Source organism: Niveispirillum sp. (assembly GCF_017996735.1).
Lineage (GTDB): Bacteria > Pseudomonadota > Alphaproteobacteria > Azospirillales > Azospirillaceae > Niveispirillum.
In genome coordinates this window covers 162,428-182,221 of record NZ_JAGOGJ010000001.1, presented here as the reverse complement: position 1 = coordinate 182,221, position 19,794 = coordinate 162,428, and the positions used below count along the sequence as shown (strand labels likewise).

16 protein-coding genes are annotated in these 19,794 nt (G+C 64.2%); 6 read left to right on the top strand and 10 right to left on the bottom strand.

Annotated elements, in window-relative coordinates; genetic code table 11:
- Window positions 1–10: 10 nt before the first annotated feature.
- Window positions 11–1,288 carry an aspartate aminotransferase family protein gene (locus KBA48_RS00750; protein ID WP_292902755.1) on the bottom strand — a complete coding sequence of 426 codons (1,278 nt, stop codon included), beginning with the start codon at window positions 1,286–1,288 and terminating at the stop codon, window positions 11–13.
- Between the two features lie 471 nt (window positions 1,289–1,759).
- Here KBA48_RS00750 and KBA48_RS00745 point away from each other — a divergent pair, with 471 nt between their 5' ends.
- Window positions 1,760–4,141, top strand: a complete 2,382-nt coding sequence (locus KBA48_RS00745; protein ID WP_292902753.1) for a TonB-dependent receptor — start codon at window positions 1,760–1,762, stop codon at window positions 4,139–4,141.
- A gap of 58 nt (window positions 4,142–4,199) precedes the next feature.
- On the opposite strand, the gene KBA48_RS00740 is transcribed toward KBA48_RS00745, so the two are convergent.
- The 4 genes from KBA48_RS00740 to KBA48_RS00725 all read right to left on the bottom strand — a co-directional run bounded on the left by KBA48_RS00740 (window position 4,200) and on the right by KBA48_RS00725 (window position 7,007).
- Window positions 4,200–5,138, bottom strand: coding sequence for a DJ-1/PfpI family protein (locus KBA48_RS00740; protein WP_292902751.1), 939 nt, complete (start codon window positions 5,136–5,138; stop codon window positions 4,200–4,202).
- Window positions 5,139–5,231: 93 nt separating this feature from the next.
- Window positions 5,232–5,552: a 2Fe-2S iron-sulfur cluster-binding protein gene (locus KBA48_RS00735; protein ID WP_292902749.1), complete on the bottom strand. Its 321-nt coding sequence runs from the start codon at window positions 5,550–5,552 to the stop codon at window positions 5,232–5,234.
- Window positions 5,549–5,683, bottom strand: a complete 135-nt coding sequence (locus tag KBA48_RS00730; protein ID WP_292902747.1) for a hypothetical protein — start codon at window positions 5,681–5,683, stop codon at window positions 5,549–5,551. Before KBA48_RS00730 ends, KBA48_RS00735 begins: the two co-directional genes overlap by 4 nt.
- A 136-nt stretch (window positions 5,684–5,819) precedes the next feature.
- Entirely contained in the window at window positions 5,820–7,007 is a 1,188-nt protein-coding gene (locus KBA48_RS00725) for an amino acid aminotransferase (RefSeq protein ID WP_292902745.1), read from the bottom strand.
- 151 nt (window positions 7,008–7,158) lie between these two features.
- Between KBA48_RS00725 and KBA48_RS00720 the strand changes: the two genes are divergently transcribed.
- The 4 genes from KBA48_RS00720 to argE all read left to right on the top strand — a co-directional run bounded on the left by KBA48_RS00720 (window position 7,159) and on the right by argE (window position 11,909).
- A complete protein-coding gene (locus tag KBA48_RS00720) occupies window positions 7,159–8,403 on the top strand; it encodes an MFS transporter (protein ID WP_292902743.1) in 1,245 nt (414 codons plus the stop codon).
- Between the two features lie 7 nt (window positions 8,404–8,410).
- Window positions 8,411–8,917, top strand: coding sequence for a RidA family protein (locus KBA48_RS00715; protein WP_292902741.1), 507 nt, complete (start codon window positions 8,411–8,413; stop codon window positions 8,915–8,917).
- Window positions 8,918–9,055: 138 nt separating this feature from the next.
- On the top strand, window positions 9,056–10,717 hold the full coding sequence (locus KBA48_RS00710) for a thiamine pyrophosphate-binding protein (protein ID WP_292902739.1): 1,662 nt from the start codon (window positions 9,056–9,058) through the stop codon (window positions 10,715–10,717).
- Between the two features lie 4 nt (window positions 10,718–10,721).
- The gene (argE, locus tag KBA48_RS00705) at window positions 10,722–11,909 is read left to right on the top strand and encodes an acetylornithine deacetylase (RefSeq protein WP_292902737.1); all 1,188 of its coding nucleotides are present in this window, start codon (window positions 10,722–10,724) and stop codon (window positions 11,907–11,909) included.
- A gap of 71 nt (window positions 11,910–11,980) precedes the next feature.
- On the opposite strand, the gene KBA48_RS00700 is transcribed toward argE, so the two are convergent.
- The 4 genes from KBA48_RS00700 to KBA48_RS00685 all read right to left on the bottom strand — a co-directional run bounded on the left by KBA48_RS00700 (window position 11,981) and on the right by KBA48_RS00685 (window position 17,224).
- Window positions 11,981–12,832 (bottom strand): DJ-1/PfpI family protein, encoded by an 852-nt coding sequence (locus KBA48_RS00700; RefSeq protein ID WP_292902735.1) that lies wholly within the window; start codon window positions 12,830–12,832, stop codon window positions 11,981–11,983.
- Window positions 12,833–12,897: 65 nt separating this feature from the next.
- Window positions 12,898–15,075 carry a TonB-dependent receptor gene (locus tag KBA48_RS00695; RefSeq protein WP_292902733.1) on the bottom strand — a complete coding sequence of 726 codons (2,178 nt, stop codon included), beginning with the start codon at window positions 15,073–15,075 and terminating at the stop codon, window positions 12,898–12,900.
- Window positions 15,076–15,328: 253 nt separating this feature from the next.
- On the bottom strand, window positions 15,329–16,081 hold the full coding sequence (locus KBA48_RS00690; RefSeq protein ID WP_292902731.1) for a helix-turn-helix domain-containing protein: 753 nt from the start codon (window positions 16,079–16,081) through the stop codon (window positions 15,329–15,331).
- A 114-nt stretch (window positions 16,082–16,195) separates the two neighbouring features.
- Window positions 16,196–17,224 (bottom strand): hypothetical protein, encoded by a 1,029-nt coding sequence (locus KBA48_RS00685; protein ID WP_292902729.1) that lies wholly within the window; start codon window positions 17,222–17,224, stop codon window positions 16,196–16,198.
- Window positions 17,225–17,302: 78 nt separating this feature from the next.
- Here KBA48_RS00685 and KBA48_RS00680 point away from each other — a divergent pair, with 78 nt between their 5' ends.
- Complete coding sequence (locus tag KBA48_RS00680) at window positions 17,303–18,268, top strand: fumarylacetoacetate hydrolase family protein (RefSeq protein WP_292902727.1); 966 nt, start codon at window positions 17,303–17,305, stop codon at window positions 18,266–18,268.
- 10 nt (window positions 18,269–18,278) lie between these two features.
- On the opposite strand, the gene KBA48_RS00675 is transcribed toward KBA48_RS00680, so the two are convergent.
- Window positions 18,279–19,691 (bottom strand): aldehyde dehydrogenase family protein, encoded by a 1,413-nt coding sequence (locus KBA48_RS00675; RefSeq protein ID WP_292902725.1) that lies wholly within the window; start codon window positions 19,689–19,691, stop codon window positions 18,279–18,281.
- Window positions 19,692–19,794: the final 103 nt, after the last annotated feature.

Here is a 19,794-nt window from a genome sequence, read left to right as displayed (position 1 = left end):
GATCGATCCCCTATAAGGCGGCCAGCGCATCGTCCATGACGGACAGCAGATGATCGGCATTGTCGGTGGAGAAGACCAGGGGCGGGCGCATTTTCAGGATATTGCTGTTGCGGCCGATCCGGCTGATCAGAACACCATTGTCGCGCATCCGGTTGATCAGCCGCTTGGTCTCCACATCCGCCGGCGTGCCATCCGGGCGGATGAGTTCCACCCCGAAGAACAGCCCGCGTCCGCGCACCCCGGCGATGATCTTGTGTCTGGCCGCCAGCGCCCCCAACCCCGCGCGGACATGGGCGCCGACGCGGCGGCTATTGCCCTGGATATCCTCCTGCTCAATCACCGACAGCACCGCCATGCCAGCGGCAGCAGCCACCGGATTACCGGCGAAGGTGTTGAAATAGCGCGACGCGGCGCCGAACCGGTCCACCCAATCGCGCCGGGTAACCATGCCGGCCACGGGATAGCCGTTGCCCATCGGCTTGCCCAGGGTCACGATGTCCGGCGTGACGCCGGTCAACTGATGCCCCCACATCGCATCACCGGTGCGGGCGAACCCGGACTGCACCTCGTCACAGATGAACAGGCCGCCGGCCCGGCGCACGATCTCCACCGCCTGTTCCACATAGCACGGCACCGGGTCGGGCAATCCCTCATTGGCAAAGAAACTGTCCAGCAGCAAGGCTGCCACCTGAATGCCCTCGGCCTTCAGACTGTCCACCGCCGCCTGGACCTGGGCCGCGAAGGCGGCGGCCAGTTCGGCGTCGGTCCTGCCCTGGCGGTCATGGGCCGGGTCCGGTACCCGCACGGCGCGGGCGAAGGACGGAAACGGCTCCCCACCCGGAAAGGAACTGGCCATGCCGGCCAGGATGGTGGAATTGCCGTGATAGGAGAGGTCGCTGACGATGATCCCCTGCCCGCCGGTGACGAACCGCGCCAGCCGCAGGGCCAGTTCATTGGCCTCCGTCCCGGAACAGGTCAGCATCACGGTATCGAGCGGGTCCGCGAACAGGGATGTCAGTCGCTCCGCATAGGCCACCAGGGTCTCGTCCAGATAGCGGGTATGCAGGTTCAGCGTCGCTGTCTGCCGGGCGATGGCGTCCACGACATGGGGATGGCAATGCCCAACGCAGGGCACATTGTTATAGACATCCAGATAGGCACGGCCATCCGCGTCATAGACCCAGGCACCCTCGCCCCGCACCAGGTGCAGCGGCCGATCATAGAAAAGCGGGCTGTTGCGGCCCAGCACCCGTTGCCGGCGCAAGATCAGCGCGTCGATATCAGACATTCATCTCTTCCCCAACCGCCAACGAATTAACCACACGGACGTGTGCGGGTCCCGGCTTTTGGGGCCGGGGACTGCGATGTTCCTTGAAAAGAACGATCACGGATAAGGGCGCACAATACAACGCCACTTACTGACAAAATTCGGCCACGGGGCCAGCCAGGGCCTCTGCCGGCCGGATATGGAAGGGGTCGTCACAACGCCCAAATAATCTTATCCATATCAATAGTTTGTGACTATATTTCGCATCATTCCCGGGACCGTTCCATGGATGGAAGACGCCCGTGGTCACGCATCATCCGGCCAAAACTGGCCGAAATTGCCCGTGGTTTGGCCCACCGGCCAATCCGGCTTCAAGTAACCTCGCAATCACAAAAGCAGCAGTTTCGCCGTGACAGAAGACAGGGTTTCAGCATGCTGAACCCGGCCGGCGACGCTCCAATCCAAATCCAAATGAACGAACGGGGGTTAGTGATGAACGGGGAGTCAGTAAAGCGTATGACCTGGCTGTCGCTCGGCGTCTGCACGGCGGCGTTGATGGCGGCACCGGCCCTGGCGCAGGCCGGGGCGACAGCGGAAACGGCCGGTGCGTCCATCCTTGAGGAGATCATCGTCACCGCCAACCGGCGTGTGGAAAGCGTCAACCGCGTGGCGGCCAGCGTCGCGGCCCTGGATCAGGCGGCCCTGGACAAGCAGGGCATCCGCAATTTCACCGATATCGTGGCCCAGACGCCGGGCCTGTCCTTCGCGCCGCCCAGCACCTTCCAGCCGGCCAATATCGCCATCCGTGGCGTGCGGTCCACGGTGGGTGGCGCCACCACCGGCATCTATATCGACGATACACCGATCCAGGCCCGCAACACGGGACCGCAGAATGCCGGTGACGCCCTGCCCACCATCTTCGACCTGGACCGGGTGGAGGTGCTGCGCGGCCCCCAGGGCACATTGTTCGGCTCCGGCTCCCAGGGCGGGTCGGTGCGCTTCATCTCCCCCACCCCCGATCTGAACGATGTGAAGGCCTATGCGCGGGCGGAGATCACCTCCACCGACAGCGGCGGCATCGGGTATGAAGGCGGTGTGGCCACCGGTACCCCGATCATCGAGGACAGACTGGCCGTGCGGCTCAGCGCCTCCTACCGCCACGAGGCGGGCTATGTCGACCGCATCAATGAGCGCACGGGCGCCATGGTCGACAAGGATGCCAACAGTTCCAGCGCGCATACGATGAAGGCGGCGGCGTTGTTCGCGCCCAATGATGTCTGGCGCATCACGCCGTCGGTCAATTTCCAGGAAACCCGCGCCAAGGACTCGTCCCAGTTCTATGCCCGCCTGTCCGACCGGTCGGACCAGAAGCTGATCAGCGGCCGCACCCTCGCCCAGCCGTCCAAGGACCGGTTCTACCTGCCGGCCCTGAAGCTGGAGGCCTATCTGGACGGGATGACGGCCACGTCGGTCACCTCCAACTTCACGCGGCGCCAGTCGGTGATCCTGGATTACAGCAATCTGGATGAAGGTGTGGCCCGGCTGTACAACACCAACCGCGTCGGCGGGCCGCTGCCCGGCATCGGCGTGCTGCCCCTGCCCATCCTGCTGCCAGAGGCGTTCGTGGCCGCCGGCGGGGCAGAGAATGTTGTGGGCAACCGCCAGGACAATTTCACCCAGGAAATCCGCCTGCAATCCGATGGCGACGGGCCGTTCAGTTGGCTGGTCGGTGGCTTCTTCCAGCGCGCCAAACAGGTCAACACCATCGCCGTCAACGACGCCTATTATGCCGACGAGTTCGAAACCCTGCTGGGCTTCCGCAACGTCAACGGCATCACCCGCTATTTTCGTGATTACCATGGCGAGGATGAGCAACTGGCGGCCTTCGCCAATGCAGATTACCAACTGGGCGACCTGAAGCTGTCGGGCGGCATCCGGGCGGCATCGATGAAATTCTCCTATGAGGAGGAATTGAACGGGTCGTTTACCCGCGGCCGGCAATTCACCACCGGCAAGCAGAAGGAAAGCCCGATCACACCAAAGGTCAGCCTGACCTGGAACGCCAGCGACGACGCCATGGTCTATGCGTCCGCCGCCAAGGGCTTCCGTACCGGGGGCGCCAATATCCCCATCACCCCAACCCCGCCCTGTCTGGCCGCGCTGTCGCAACTGGGCATGTCCAGCGCGCCGCAGACCTATGACAGTGATACGGTGTGGAATTACGAGGTTGGCAGCAAGATCAGCCTGTTCGACCGGGCCATGCAGGTCAATGCCAGCGCCTATCACATCGACTGGAGCAACATCCAGAGCGGCGTGACCTTGAGCGGCTGCCCCGGCGCCTTCACCACCAATCTGGGATCGGCCAATAGCGACGGTTTCGACCTGGCGATCAGCGCCAAGCCCACCGATGCGTTGTTCCTGTCGCTGTCGGCGGGTTACAACCGCTCGCGCTTTGCCGAAACTGTGACCTCGAACAACATCATCCTGGCACAGAAGGATGCGCTGGTCAGTGACAGCCCGCCCTGGCAGATCGCCGGCACGGTGGAATATTCCCTGCCGCTGGATGATGGCGACGGTTATATCCGGGGCATCCATCAATATGCGTCACGCGCCGGCGGCCTGTTTGCCAAGTATGACACGCCGACCTCGTCCGGCTATGACGTCAATGGCCGTCGCAACCAGGGCTACCATCTGACCAACCTGCGCGTGGGCTGGCGGAACGAGGATTTCGACCTGTCGATATTCGTGGACAATTTGTTCAACTCGGCCCCGCAGTTGAACTACATCTCCAACGCGTTCCCCACCGACACCACCTACTACGCCAACACCCTGCGGCCACGCACCATCGGTGTGACACTGACCGCGCGGCACTGACGTCACTGCTGTCCTGAGATGGGCATGACTAGCCCCGCTCCTTCGGAAGCGGGGTTTTTCATTCATCGTCGGGCCCGCGTTGCAGCGCCCGTCGCAGGTTGCGCTCGTCCCCGTAGCCATAGTCGCGGGCGATACGTTTCAGGGTGGAGGTGCCGCGTTCAATGGCGCTCTGTGCTGCTTCCAGCCGCAGGGCGGCAATGGCGCGGGCCGGCGTGCGTCCGGTCTGGTCGCGATAGCGGCGGGAGAAGGTGCGCACGCTCATCCCCGCCACCTCCGCCATCCGTTCCACGGTCAGCGGCTGGGCCAGATTCTCGCGGATCCAGGCGTGCAGGGCGGCGAAGCTGTCATCGGCCACCTGCAGGGACAGCGGCTTGCTGAATTGCGACTGCGACCCCGGACGCCGCAGATAGACGACCAGATATCGGGCCACATCCATCGCCGCCTCGAACCCATAATCATCCTCGATCAATGCCAGAGCCAGATCGATGCCGGCGGTGACGCCGGCGCAGGTCCAGACATTGCCGTCGCGCAGATAGATGCGGTCATCCTCCACCTGCGTGGTCGGCGCCCGCTTGCGCAGCAGGCGGGCCGCGGCCCAGTGGGTGGTGGCCTTGCGCCCGTCCAACTGCCCGGATGCGGCCAGCAGGAAGGCGCCCGTGCAGACCGAACACAGGCGGCGGACATCAGGCGCAATCTGGGCGATCCAGCGCACCATGTCGTCGGGCACCTTGGGCGATTGCGGGCTGCCGCCACCGGGGATGATAATTGTATCAACCGGGCCTAAGGCGCTGCAGGGCACGGTTTCGATCAGCATGCCGCTGGAGGTGCGGACCTGCCCGCCCTTCAGCGACACGATGGTCAGGCGGTAGCGGGGGTCGTTCTCCTCCCCACTGTCATTGGTGGCCAGCCAGAAGGCTTCCAGCGGGCCGCCAACATCCAGGAAGTTGACGTCCTCATACATCGCGAACGCGATATGCAGCGGCTTGGTCTGTGCCATGATCGGACGTTACCAGTGGACCATCCGGCATGCAACTCAGCCGGCAATGGCCGATTTCAGGCCCAAGGAATCCTGCGGCGCACCGCCATCGGATCATTCCTCCGCCATCACCGTGACACACAGCCCGTCCAGGGACGGGGACAGGGGCACCTGGCAGGACAGGCGCGACGCCGGTGTGGCATTGGACAGGCCGGCCAACAGGTCCTGTTCATCCACCGAAGGCGGCGCCAGTGCATCGACGGGACCGCCGGTCACCACCACATGGCAGGTGGCGCAGGAACAGCAACCGCCGCACATGGCCAGCAGCCCCTCTGCCCCGGCATCGCGGATGACGGACATCAGGCTTTCGCCCTCCGTCCCTTCCAGCGACAGGATGGTACCGTCGGAATCCTGAACGGTCAGCCGGATGCTCATGGCGCCTCACCACTGCGGGCCGTCATGCCCAGCGCCTGCCGCAGCAGTTCGGCATAGAACCCGTCCGATACGATCTCCAACGTTTCCCGCTTCTCCGCGAGATCGGTGAACGATGCGAATGCCTTGGCCATGCCTTGGCCCTCCGGTTTGATGGATGACTAGTCAACGATATGGGCGCAGACCGCCTTGCAGACAGAGAACCTGACCCAGATGGATCAGAGGGCGCAACCCGTAAGGCGGCCTGTCGCGACAGCCGCAACTGTTCTGTCAGAGGCGGCACACGGCGGCGATACCATCCGCCACCCGCTCGACATTGTCCTCCGTCAGACCGGCAACATTGGCGCGGCCCGTGCCGGTGATATGCACATGGTGATCCGACCGCAGCCGCGCCACCGCGTCCGGCCCGATACCCAGCAGGGCGAACATGCCGCGCTGACGGCCCAGGAAGCCAAAGTCCCGCTCGCACCGGTCCGCCAGCAGACCGACCAATTGGCTCCGCATGGCGTTGATACGATTGCGCATCTGGCGCAACTCCTCCCGCCATTGGGCCTTCAGCGCGGCGTCGCCCAGGATATGGGCCACGATGGCGGCCCCATGGTCAGGCGGCATGGAATAGTTGGTGCGGATGATCGGCATCAGATGCGCCTGCGCCAGTTCGGCCGCCGCCGCAGTTTCCCCCACCAGCGTCAGGGCCCCCACCCGTTCCCGGTACAGCGCGAAATTCTTCGAACAGGAACTGGCAACCAGCATCTCCGGCAGCCGGGCCGCCAGCAGGCGCGTACCCACCGCGTCGGCATCCAGACCATCGGCAAATCCCAGATAGGCGAGATCGACCAGCGGAAAGGCCCCGGTACGGGCCAGCAGGTCGGCGATCTGTGCCCATTGCCCCGCGTCCGGGTCGGCGCCCGACGGGTTGTGGCAGCATCCGTGCAGCAACAGCACGTCGGCTGATTCCATACCGCCCAGCGCCTCCATCATGGCATCGAAGCGCAGCGTGCCCCGCGCCACGTCGTAATAGGGATATGTCACCACCGTGTGCCCGGCGGCCGCGAAGATGGCGCGATGATTGGCCCAGGTCGGGTCGGGGATGAAAACCCGCCCACCCGGCCGCAGCCGGTGCAGAAATTCCGCCGCCAGACGCAGCGCGCCGGTTCCGCCCGGCGCCTGCACCGTCCGCGCCCGACCGGCCAGATCGGTCCCTTCGCCAAACAGCAGATCGCGCATCAGGCGGTTATAATCGGCATTGCCGGCCGAAGAGAGGTAGCGCTTGCTATGCTGATTGGCCAGCAGCCAGGCCTCTGCCACCTTGACGCTGGGCAGGATCGCCACTTCCCCCTGCCCGTCCTTATAGACACCGATGCCAAGATCGACCTTATGCGGGCTGGGGTCGGCCGCGAACAGCCGCGACAGGCCCAGGATCGGGTCCTGGGGCGGTTCAGCCAGATGGGTGAACATATCTAAAACCTCCATTTTGTATCGCATTACGAGACGTTATCTTGATTGACGTGACAAAGCTAACGTGTTTCAGTGCAAAAACCAATCGGCAACAACAATAAAGGTGCCGACCCAAGGGGGCACCGGTGCCGTGGCATGGAGATGGCTGGGTATGTCTGAGGCTGGGCATCCGCCGGAGGATCGGCGGGAATTGCTGGATGCGCGCTGGAATGTGGCCTGCGCCTTCCTGATCTTCTTTGCAACATTGGGTATTCCCGCCATCATGATCCCGGTGCTGTACGCGCCGATCATTGATGAAACCGGTTGGTCGCGCGGCGATGTGGCGCTGCTGACCTCGGTCAAGTTCGGGGTGGGGGCCGTCGCCGCCTATCTGACCGGGCATCTGGTCGAACGGTTCGGGGTGCGTCCCGTCACCATCTCCTGTGCCGTCATTTCCGGCTGTGCGCTGCTGCTGATGCCGTTGGTTCACAGTCTGTGGACGCTCTATGTCGTCGGCGCCCTGCTGGGCATCAGTGCGCTGGGCGTGACCACGGCCATGAAGATATTCGTCTCGCAATGGTTTTCGCGGCGCCAGGGGCTGGCCATCGGCGTCTCGCTGATGGGCACCAGTTGTGCCGGCGTCATCGTGCCCTATACGACGACGATCCTGGCGCAGGCCGTGGGCTGGCGCATGACCTGCGCGTTGATGAGCCTGGTGATCTGGCTGGTGGCCCTGCCCTTCTTCATCTGGCGCGCGCGTGAACGCAGCAGCGATCAGGTGGCCGCCACTGCCCGGCATGACGCCGCCACCCACGGCGCCGCGCCCAGCTTTCAGGAGGTGCGCTTCACCCGTGCCTTCATCGTGACGGCGCTTATCTGCTTCCTGGTCGGTGCGGTGGATCATGGTCTGGCGGCGCATCTGGTCATCTATTTCGACCGCGACCTGCATCTGGGCGCCAGCGTGGCCGCCATCGGCTTCTCGGTCGTCATGGTGATGAGCAATATCGGCAAGCTGGCCTATGGCTGGGTGTTTGACCGTTTCTCCCTGAAGGGGGTGGCGGCCTGCTGGTTTCTGGTCACCATCGGCGTGTTGATGACACTGCCCATCGAAGGGGTGGTGACCCTGGTCGCCTTCGCCCTGGTCTATGGTCCGACACAGGGCGGCATGCTGATCAGCGTGCCGGTGCTGGCCAAGCATGTGTTTGGCCCCCGCGCCATGGCCCGCGCCATCGCGGTGCTGACCACCGTCTTCATGGCCGGCAGTTCGGCCGGACCCGCCATGGCCGGGTATCTGCACGACCTGCTGGGCAACTACACGGTGGCCTTCCTGCTGTTCACCCTGGCGGCCCTGGTGTCGGGCATTCTGACCCTGACGCTGGACCCGCGCTATCATTCAGCCTTCAAGACAAAGGGATAAGTCGATCGTGGCGGTCAACAGCATCACGGCGCTGGTGCGCGAACAGGGATTGGAACTGCCCAGCCCCCGCATCCCCCAGGCCGATTTCATGCCCTGGCAGCAATGCGGCCGCCTGCTGCATATTTCCGGTCAGGTCTGCCAATGGCAGGGGGAGCGGCGCTATGTCGGCAAGGTCGGGCGCGACCTGTCGCTGGAGGATGGGATCAAGGCGGCGGAACTGTCGGCCCTGAACATCCTGATGTGGCTGGCCCAGGCCGTAGACGACGATGCCGACCGCGTGATCCGTTGTCAGCGGATGGGCGGCTTCGTCAATTCCATGGAACCGTTCGACGGGCAGGCACGGGTGATGGGCGGGGCCTCGGCGCTGATGGTCCGGCTGTTCGGCGACCGGGGCCGGCACACACGCAGTTCCGTCGGCGTCTCCATGCTGCCCTTCAACTTCGCCACCATGGTGGAGGCGACCTTTGAAGTGACGCCTGATGGCGATGGCCGTGGTGCCCCGCCGCCCGGTTGATCGGGGCCCAAAAGTATCGCTACACGAAACATTGTCTTGCAATACGTTACATATCCATCCCCGGATGGCAGCATGGCGCAGGCGGGTATCCCCCGTTCACGACATGAACTTCAATGAAGGAACAGGATGATGGGCAGCATGACGGAAAGCCGGGGCATGGAAGCAGGCACCGCCACGCGCATGACGGGGGGCGACGCGCTGGTGGCCGGGCTGCACCGCTGGGGCGTGGACACGGTCTTCGGCGTGCCGGGGGTGCAGTTGGATGAATTCTTCGACGGGTTGTACCGCAACCATGACGGCATCAGGCTGATCCATACGCGTCATGAACAGGGGGCCGCGTACATGGCACTGGGCTATGCCATGGTGACGGGCCGGCCGGGTGTCTGTGCCGTCGTGCCGGGGCCGGGCGTGCTGAATGCCGGGGCGGCCCTGTCGACCGCCTATGCCTGCAATGCCCGCGTCCTGTGCCTGACCAGCACGGTGAACAGCGCGTTGCTGGACCGCCGCCACGGCGCCCTGCACGAGATCAATGACCAGACGGGCCTGCTGCGCAATCTGACGAAGTGGAGCGGCCGGGCCAGCCATGCCAGCGACATCCCGCGTCTGGTGGATGAAGCCTTCCGCCAGTTGCTGACTGGCCGGCCGCAGCCCGTGGCGCTGGAAATACCGCCCGACATCCTGGCCCAGGTGGCGATGATCCGTTTTGACGCGGCCATGCCGTCGCTGGAAAAGCCCGTGATCGACCCCGTCGCCGTGGAACAGGCGGCACGGCTGGCCACGACGGCCCGCAATCCCATGATCGTGGTCGGCGGCGGCGCCCTGGGGGCTCGCGACGAAATCCGCGCCCTGGCCGAACGGCTGCAGGCCCCCGTGGTCAGCCGCCATATGGGACGGGGCACCTTGCGCGACGATGATGATTACGCCCTACCCGCCGCCGCCGCCCTGCCCCACTGGGCCGATATCGATCTGGTGATCGGCATCGGCACGCGTCTGCAGCAACTGCGCGAATGGGGCCATGATGACCGGCTGAAGATCATCCGCATCGATCTGGATCAGGCGGAGATGCAGCGGGTTGTGCCGCCCACCGTCGCCCTCTTCGGCGATGCCGCCGATGGCACGGCGGCCCTGGTCGCGGCCCTGGATGCCGTCGGTGTCTCCCGCCCCGACCGGCGCGCGGAATTCCACGCCATCAAACAGGCCTTCCGGGAAGAGATCAGCCGCGATATCCAGCCCCAGATGTCCTATCTCGACGTCATCCGCGCCGCGATGGCGGATGATGACGTGTTCGTGGATGAGATGACCCAGGTCGGCTATGCCAGCCGCTACGGCCTGCCTATCCACACGCCGCGCACCTATGTCAATTCCAGCTACCAGGGCACGTTGGGCTATGGCTTTGCCACGGCGCTGGGGGCGCAGGTGGGGGCGGGCCGGCGGCGCACCATCTCCGTCAATGGCGATGGCGGCTTCCTCTACACGATGCCGGAACTGGCCACGGCCATGCTGCACAACATCCCGCTGACGGCCATCGTCTTCTTCGACGGTAATTTCGGCAATGTGCGGCGCATCCAGCAGAACAAGTACCAGGGTCGCCTGATCGCGTCGGAACTGCACAACCCGGATTTTGTGAAGCTGGCGGAAAGCTTCGGCATGAAGGGTATCCTGGCCGACGGACCGGCGGCGCTGGCACAGGCGCTGGCCGATACCAAGGGCCATGACGGTCCCGTACTGATCGCAGTGCCGTTCGAACTGGATAAGACGGCCTCGCCGTGGAAGCATGTGCATGGGCGCAAGGTGCGTTGAGGATATGATGCCTGCCGAAATGACACGCCGGCCCGATGCCGCCACCATCGACATCCTGCGCACCCTGGTGGGCTTCCCCACCGTCAGCCGCGACAGCAATCTGGACCTGATCGGATGGGTCTATGATTATCTGGCCGGCTTCGGGATCGAAAGCCGCCTGACCTACAGCGCCGACCGGCGCAAGGCCAACCTGTTCGCCAGCATCGGTGCCGGCGATGGCGGCATCGTCCTGTCCGGCCATACCGACGTTGTGCCCGTGGATGGACAGAACTGGACCAGCGATCCCTTCACCCTGAGCGAGCGTGACGGGTTGCTGTACGGGCGCGGCACCTGCGACATGAAGGGTTTCCTGGCCGCAGCGCTGGCCAGGGTCCCGTCCTTCATCCAGGCCCCACGTGCCCAGCCCCTTCACCTGGCGCTGTCCTTCGACGAGGAGGTGGGATGCCTTGGCATCCCCCATCTTCTGGCCGATCTGCAGCAGGCCGGCATCCGCCCCGCCGCCTGCATCGTAGGCGAACCCACCAGCATGCGCGCCGTGGTCGGGCACAAGGAGGGATCGGTCTACAATGTCGAGGTGGAAGGGCTGGAGGTGCATTCCTCCCTGGCCCCACAGGGCGTGAATGCCATCGAATATGCCGCCCGCATCGTCATGAAGGTCTGGGAGATGGGGCAGCGTCTGAAGCAGACGGAGCGTTGGCACGAAGGGTACGAGGTACCCTACACCACGCTTCAGACCGGGGTGATCCAGGGCGGACACGCGGCCAATATCGTGCCCCGGTCCTGCACCCTGCGCTTCGATATCCGGGCCCTGCCCTGGACCGACAGCAATGAGCTGGTCGCGGAGATCCAGGCCTATATCGACAATGTGCTGGTGCCGGAAATGCGACTGGTGCATCCGGGCGCCGGCATCCGCATGACACGCAAGGGCCGCGTGCCGGGCTTCGCGCTGGACGTGGACGCCCCGCTGACCCGGCATGTGCAGCGTCTGGCACGGTCCAACGCCGCCCCCGCCTATGTCACCTTCGGGTCGGAGGCGGGGCTGTTCCAGCAGGCGGGCATTCCCGCCGTCATCTGCGGCCCCGGCTCCATCAGCCAGGCGCACAAGCCCGATGAATATGTGGCGCTGGAACAATTGGCCCTGTGCGAGGATTTCCTGGACCGGCTGGCGGTGACGGCACTGGCGGCAGTTTGAACGATCGCAGCAAACAGAAAAAGCCCCGGACGGCCGCACCGTCCGGGGCCTTTCCTTGTCCGCCGGGGCGGTCAGAACTTCGCACCCGCAGCTTGTGCCTTGACGCGCGCCCGCTCAATCGTGCCGCCACGCCGGGACAGCAGGGTATTGACGATGTCAGGCGGCGCCGTTTCCGGCGTACCGGCGTTGAAGGGTGGGGCCGGGGCATATTCGATGACCAACTGGATATTCTGCGCCGCCGCCTCGCCGCGCATCAGGGCGCAGATGGTCAGACCGAAATCGATCCCGGCCGTAACTCCGCCGCCCGTGATGCGGTTGCGGTCGATCACCACGCGCTCATGCACGGGAATGGCTCCCATGGAGCGCAGCTCGTCCCGCACCATCCAGTGCGAGGTGGCCCTGTAGCCGCGCAGCAGCCCGGCCGCCCCCAGCAGCAGCGATCCCGTGCAGTCGGCCGTGACATATTTCGCCCGCGATCCCCGGTCGGCCAGGAAGGCCAGCACCTCCGGATCATCCATCAGGGCGATGGTACCATCCAGCCCGCCCGGCACGAACAGCACGTCCACATCCTGGGGACAGTCTGCGAATGTCGTGGTCGGAGCCACGGTGATGCCAAGCTCGGTCGTCACCGGCTGCTTGTCCTTCCAGACCAGATGGATCTGCGATCCGCGCATCAGGTTGAACACCGTCAGCGGGCCAATCAGATCCTGCATCACCATCTTGGGATGGACCAGCAGGGCCATGACCGGCGTGTCGGGTGGCGGTGGCATCTTGTGGCCCTGATGCGGGTCCGGGGCGGCACCACCGCTCGTGGATTGCGCCAGGGCCGGGGCCGACATCGTTCCTGCTGCCGTCATGGCCATCCCCATCAGAAACCGGCGGCGATCCGCGACCGGTTCGCCACCCATGTTTTGCTCTTCCATTTCGTTCCCCCTGAAAGCGGATAAGGGGCGGGGATCATCTCCCCACCCCCGTCAAAGGCCCGTCCTTAGAACCGGTACCGGAAATTCACCGCGAATTCGCGCGGCCGGCCGACATCCAACTGGCTGACGCCCGTCAGCGCTTCCCTGCGGGCAAAGTCGATGCCGCCGATGTAGTAGACCTTGTCGGCCAGGTTGGTGGCCTGAACCGCCACGGACCAGGCCTCATCCGGCGCGTCATACTGGATGCGGGCATTCAACAACCCATACCCGTCCAGCAGCACTGAATTGGTGTCGGTGGAGGTGGTGGACTGCTTGGACCGGTAATTATAGTTCAGGTTGCTGGTCATCGTGCCGGCGCCAACCGGCACGGTATAGCTGGAGCCCAGCGTGTAGGTATATTTGGGCGAGCGCAGCACCCGGCTGTTCTTGGTGATGCCGGTGGCTGTGCCGACATCGTCATATTTGGCCTCCAGATAGCCAAAGGTACCTTCCAGGCGCCAGCCTTCCGCGACCAGGGCCTGGGTTTCAACCTCCAGGCCCGTGCGGTGGGAAGAACCGACATTCTGCATGAAGATGGTGTTGGTCGCCTGATTCAGCGCCGTCAGCTGCTGATCCGTATAATCCATGTGGAAGCCGGTAATGTTCAGTCGCAACCGGCGGTCCAGCAGATCGGAGCGGATACCGCCCTCGTAATTCCATACGGTCTCCGGATCGTACTTGGTGAATACGACCGGTGCCGCCGTGCCGATATTGATGCCGCCGCTGCGGAACCCCTTGGTCACCGCGGCATAGGTCATCACATCATCATTCCACTGATATTCGATGGAGGCGCGTGAGGAGACATCGTCCCAGCTCCCCTCCCCCGTCCCACTGAACCGCGTATCGGCCCGCGATCCCTTGGCCGATTTGTCGTCACGGCTGTAGCGCAGGCCGCCCGTCACTGAAAGCTGCTCGGTCAGCGAGTAGGTGCCCTGGGCGAAGGCGGCATAGCTGTCCACCGTCTGGCTCTGGCTGGTCAGGCGCGGGGCCGGGAACTGCGCATCGAAGGCGGTATAGACGATGGCATTGTCCACCGGGCTCTCGGTCAGATAATAGAGACCGCCGACATAGTGGAAACGGTTGTCGAAGCCGGCGCCCGACAGTTGGAATTCCTGTGAGAACTGGTCGATCTTGCGGTCATTGACGATGTCATAGACCTGATATTGCGTACCATCCCAGTCATTGGCCGACATGATGTCAGCCTGCATATAGCCGGTGATGGATTTCAGGCTGATATCGTCTGTGACGTCGAAATTGATGACGCCGGACAGCGTGTAGCCATCATAGGAATAAGAGGTGTTGTCACCGCCATAGCGCGTATAGGGACCGGTGCTGGCGAAGCGGTTGTCAAAGGGCAGGCCGGTCTTGGCGCGGAAGCGCGTGGGGAACGTGTCGGCAGCATCGATATAGTCGATGATATAGGCGCGGCCGCTATTCTTGCTGCGGGTCTTGGCAGCCGACAGATCGACCGTCAGCCGGTCCGACAGCAGGGCGCGCACCTGCACCTGCCCCACCTGGGTGTCCTGGTCGCCATCGCGGTCATTGTCGACCACATGCTTGATATAGCCGTCGCGGTTCAGGCTGCCGACCGTGGCCTTTACGAACAGGGTCTCCGTCAGCGGGACATTGACGCTGGCCTTGATATCGGCCCGGTCATAGGAACCGACGGTGGCATCGACATAGCCGCCGGCCTTGCTGCTGGGTGCCTTGGTGATATAGCGGATGGCGCCGCCGATCGTGTTCTTGCCGAACAGCGTACCCTGGGGGCCGCGCAGCACCTCCACCCGTTCCACATCCACGATGTCGATCAGGGAATTGTCGCTGCGGCTCTGATAAATATCATCGACATAGATGCCGACACCCTGATCGAAGCCAATGCCGGATCGGTCCTGACCGATACCACGGATGAAGAAGCCGCCATTCAGCCCGCCATTGGCCGACTGGCTGCCCACCATGACATTCGGGGCCACGGCACCGATATCCAGCAGGCTTTCGATATTCTTGTCGCGCAGGTCGGCCTCTGACACGGCCGTCACTGCGACGGGCGTGCGCTGCAGATTTTCTTCCATCCGCCGGGCCGTGACGATGATCTCTTCCAGTTGAAGCAGTTCTTCTGCCGCAGCCGGCAGAACACCGGCGGCCAGCAACAATGCTGTGGAAGCCACCGACCATCGCAGGCGACGCGAACCTTCACTCTTCGACATGCTCAGACCCCCTGTTATCGGCTCACCCCGTTCCAGGTGCCCACAGGTGCAGGCCACACTCCGGCGTGATGCATTTTACGTGACGTTGTAACGCTATACGAGACTATATTGATTGCATTGTCAACGATGCGGCCTGCGATTAATTCCATCTAACGAGCCATAGTCTCGCACAGCGCAACTCCCTCATCGACGCAAAAAAACGCGGCGCCGGATGGGGCCGCGTTTGTCAGGCAGGGAGGATTATGAGGGCCGGTCAGCGCGGCATCAGGGGAGAGGTTGCGCCCTCGGCATAATGGGCCTGGATTTCCTGGGCGATGGCCTTCACCGGCGCGAACAGGCCCGGATCGGGTTCCGGCAACAGCAAAGAGGAAGACAGGATGACGCCCACGGTGGAGGCGATCAGACCATCCGGCTCAAAGATGGGGGCGGCGATGCCACCCAGGCCGTTGCCGCTGGCATTGGCCTCGAAATCGACGCCATATTTGCGCAGGTTCTCCTCCACGCGTGGCGGCGTGGGCTTCAACCGTTCGAAATAATGGATCAACCGCGCGGCGGGCGATCCCGGCAGGGACAGGACCATGCCGGGATGGACCATGACGCCGGGTTCGAACGGGTTCGGCACGGCCGCCACCACCATGGCGCCCCCGCGCGTCGGCGTGGTCAGTATAGCCGTATGCCCGGTGGAAACCCGAAGATCGGTGAGGAAGGGCCGCGATATCTCGACGATATTGCTGCGATAGACGGCGGCACGGCCGAATTTCAGCAGCTTGCGCCCAAAAACATAGCCTTCGCCTTCCCGCGCCCGGTCCACCAGACCCAGGCTGGTCAGGGTCTGCAGATGCCGCGACACACGCGCCTTGGTCATGCCCAGACGCTTGGCCAGATCGGTGACACGCACGGGGCCTGTGGCTTCCGTGATGGCTTCCAGGATCTGGACAGTGACTTCAACGCTCTTGACCGTGGAGGAGGATTTGCCCTCCTCCTGTTCTTCTTCCATCGTCGACATGACGCCCCTCCCGCGTGTCCGGCAAGGACACGCCTATATTGAGGCTTAACACAGAGCCGGACAGGGGTGAAGTCGATTGTCACGCTTCATGATATTCTGTCTCGCCCTGCATTCCTACATGGGTAACCATGCCGTGAAGCCGCAGGAGGAACCCGTCCCCCCCTCCGTGCGGTACAGACGCTGGTAATCCACCAGTTCCATCTTCAGACCCGCCTGGTTCATCGCCGCCGCCGTGGCGATCCAGCTTTTGCATTCCGACGTACCGGCCATCAGCTCATTCTGCGGGATGGAACGCAGCCAGTCCGCCTGCCCCGATGCCATGGCGGCCAGGAATTGGCGGTCCCACTCCTCATCCACCACGAAATGCGTCAGGCCACCCGTGGTGAACAGGGCCACCCGCGCCTCGCTGTCCCAGGCCTCGATCGCCCTGGCCAGACCCAGACCGAAATCATAGCAGCGGGCAGCGGTGGGGCTGTTTTCGTAGTACCAGCAGTTCACATCAACCGGCACATGCGGCTTCACATGGTCGCGCATGACGTTCTTGTAGAGGAAACCATAGGCGTGCGGCATGCCAAAAAGCAGCGAATTCGCGCCATGGATGGTCGGTTTCTCATGGCACAGGGTCACGTCGAACCCGCCTTCCCGCACCAGATGCAAGGCCAGATGCAGGCCCAGCGCGCGGTGGCCCGGATAGTCAGTGTGGCTGTCGGGCAGATGGCCATGGTCGGCAATCTCGATCCCCGCCGGCAGGCGCGCATTCTGCTCCGCTGTGCGCGGCAGGTTGGCGATGGTCGGAGCGGCGATGACGGCGAAGGCCGGGATGATGCTGCCGAAAATCTCCTTCTGGTCATTCCCGACAATGACCACCACATCCGGGTCCACCCGCCGGTACAGCGCATGCAGCCGGTCCATGGCGGCAAAGCTGTTCTCCAGCGCCTTTTCCCGGATCGGCATGGAAAGCTGGCTGGCGATATCCTCATGCCGGCGCAGCGCCTCCAGCTCCGCATAGGGCAGCTTGCGGCCCTTGTACCAGAAGGGCACGCCATCCTGCCGGTCGCGGGCCGCCCTTATATCCCAGTCGCGGGCCAGCGTGTGCAGTTGCGGCGTGTGGGCGCAGCCGATGCCCAGAACGATTTCCGCCATTTCCAAACTCCATTAGTTGACAAGTCAACGGTATCAGGTTTAAGCCAGAACCAGCAAGCAAGGATGAGGAACCGACCCATGAAGCTGGCGACGATTGAACATGAGGGCCGTATACGCACGGCCGTGGTGACGGCGGACGGGCTGCTGCTGGACCTGACGGCGGCCGATGCCGCCCCCTTCCTGACCAGCATGCAATCCATCATCGAGGCGGAGGAACGCAGCCTTCCGGTCATCGCCGACCTTCTGGCCCGCAACCGGGGCGACCATCTGCTGTCGCCCGATGTGGTGCGCTTTCTGGCACCGCTGCCTGTGCCCAATTCCATCCGCGACTTCGCGAATTTTGAGCTGCATTGTTTGCAGGCGCTGGAAACCAGCATGCGCATGCGGGCAGCCGCGCAGCCCGATCCGGAGGCTGCCTATCAATCCTACAAGGCCAGCGGCGCCTATGCCCTGCCCGCGATCTGGTACGAACGGCCCTTCTACTTCAAGGGCAACCGGATGACCTGTTCCGGCCATGGCGGCACGATCCAATGGCCGCGCTTCGGCCGGACGCTCGACTACGAGGTGGAATTCGCCGCCATAATCGGCCGCAAGGGCGTGGATATCCCGGCCGACAGGGCGCCCGACCATGTTTTCGGCTACACGATCTACAACGACTTCAGCGCACGCGACGAACAGGTCCGCGACCAGCAGTTCCGCATGGGGCCGGCCAAGGGCAAGGATTTCGACACGGGCAACGTCATGGGCCCCTGGATCGTGACGCGCGACGAACTGCCCGATCCTTATGGCTTGACCATGCGCTGCCGCATCAATGGGCAAACCCAGGGCGTGGGCCTGTCGGGTGACATGCAGCACCGGTTCGAAGCCTGCATCGCCTTCATCAGCCGGGACGAGACGCTTTATCCCGGCGACGTGCTGGGTTCGGGTACAATGGGCAATGGCTGCGGGTTCGAAACGGGACGTTATCTGGAGCCGGGCGACGTCGTGGAGATCGAGATCGACGGCATCGGCACGCTGCGCAATGTGATCGGGGAGCGGCGGTAGGGGCATCTCCCTACCTCGCCACCCGCAGCACCTGCACCTGCTGATATTCCTGCAGGCCGTGAAGGCCGAATTCCACGCCAATGCCCGACTGCTTGGCTCCGCCAAAGGGGGCGGCGGGTGACAGGCTGGCATGGTCGTTGACCCAGGCGGTGCCACAGATCAGCCGCTGCGCCAGCGCCGTCGCCGCCGCCACGTCGGACGACCAGACGGACCCGCCCAGACCATTCTCCCCCGCATTGGCACGGGCCAGGGCATCTTCCACATCGTGATAGCGGATGACGGGCAGGATGGGGCCGAACTGTTCCTCATCCACCACACGCATCCCATCCGTCACATCGACCACGACCGACAGCGGGAAGAAATAGCCGGGGCCGGATAGAGGTTCCCCACCCGCCAGGAAGCGTCCACCGCGTGCCTTGGCATCGGCCGCCAGTTCACAGACGCGGTCGAACTGCGCCCGGTTCTGCACGGGGCCAAACTGGCTTTCCGGGTCGTCGCCCGGCCCCAGCTTCGCCGCGCGGGCCAGGTCCGCCAGCTTTCCGGCCAGCGCGTCATGCAGACTGTCATGCACATAAAGCCGTTTCAGCGCCGCGCAGGTCTGGCCACTATTGCCGAAGGCCTTGGCAAATATCTTGGGCGCGACGACGTCCACATCCGCGTCGGGCAGGATGATGGCCGCGTCATTGCCGCCCAGTTCCAGGGTCAGACGCTTCAGATTGCCGGCTGCATTGGCCATGATGCGCCGCCCGGTGGGGGTGGATCCGGTGAAGACGATCTTGTCGATGCCGGGATGGCCGCTGATGGCCTGCCCCATCGCCCCCTCCCCCGTCACCACATTCAGCACGCCGGGCGGCAGCAGGGCCGCCGCGATCTCCACCAGCAGCAGGGTGGAAAGCGGCGTATAGGAGGACGGCTTGATCACCACACAATTGCCGGCCAGCAATGCGGGCAGAATGTGCCACACCGCGATCAGCACGGGATGGTTCCAGGGGGTGATGGAGGCCACCACACCCAGCGGCCGGCGATGCAGTTCGATGCGCGCCGTGGCGTCATCCTGGATCAATTCGACCTCTGGCCGCAGACCCGCCGTGAAGCGGGTCCACATGATGGCGGCCCCCACCTCCCCCGCCGCACCGCCCGCCATGGGCTTGCCCTGTTCGGTGGACAGCAGCCGGATGATCTCCGCCTTGCGCGCCTCCACCGCATCGGCGATAGCCAGCAGCCGGGCGGCCCGATCCTCAATCGGTGTCGCCGCCCAGGTCGGAAAGGCCCGCCGCGCCGCCGCGACGGCATCGTCGAGATCCTCCGCCCCCGCTTGCGGACAGGTGGCGAAGGCGACACCGGTGGCGGGATTGATGACGTCGAACCGCGCCGCTGTCGCGCGGGCCTGTCCGTCGATGATCAAGCATGGTTCAACTGTCATCATGTTCCCCTGCTGCTCCAGTTCCCGGTGAGTACAACTCACCGGGAACTGGACGATGGCGACTGCCGCCGCGCGCCACGTGGCGCGTAGCCGAGCCCACGGA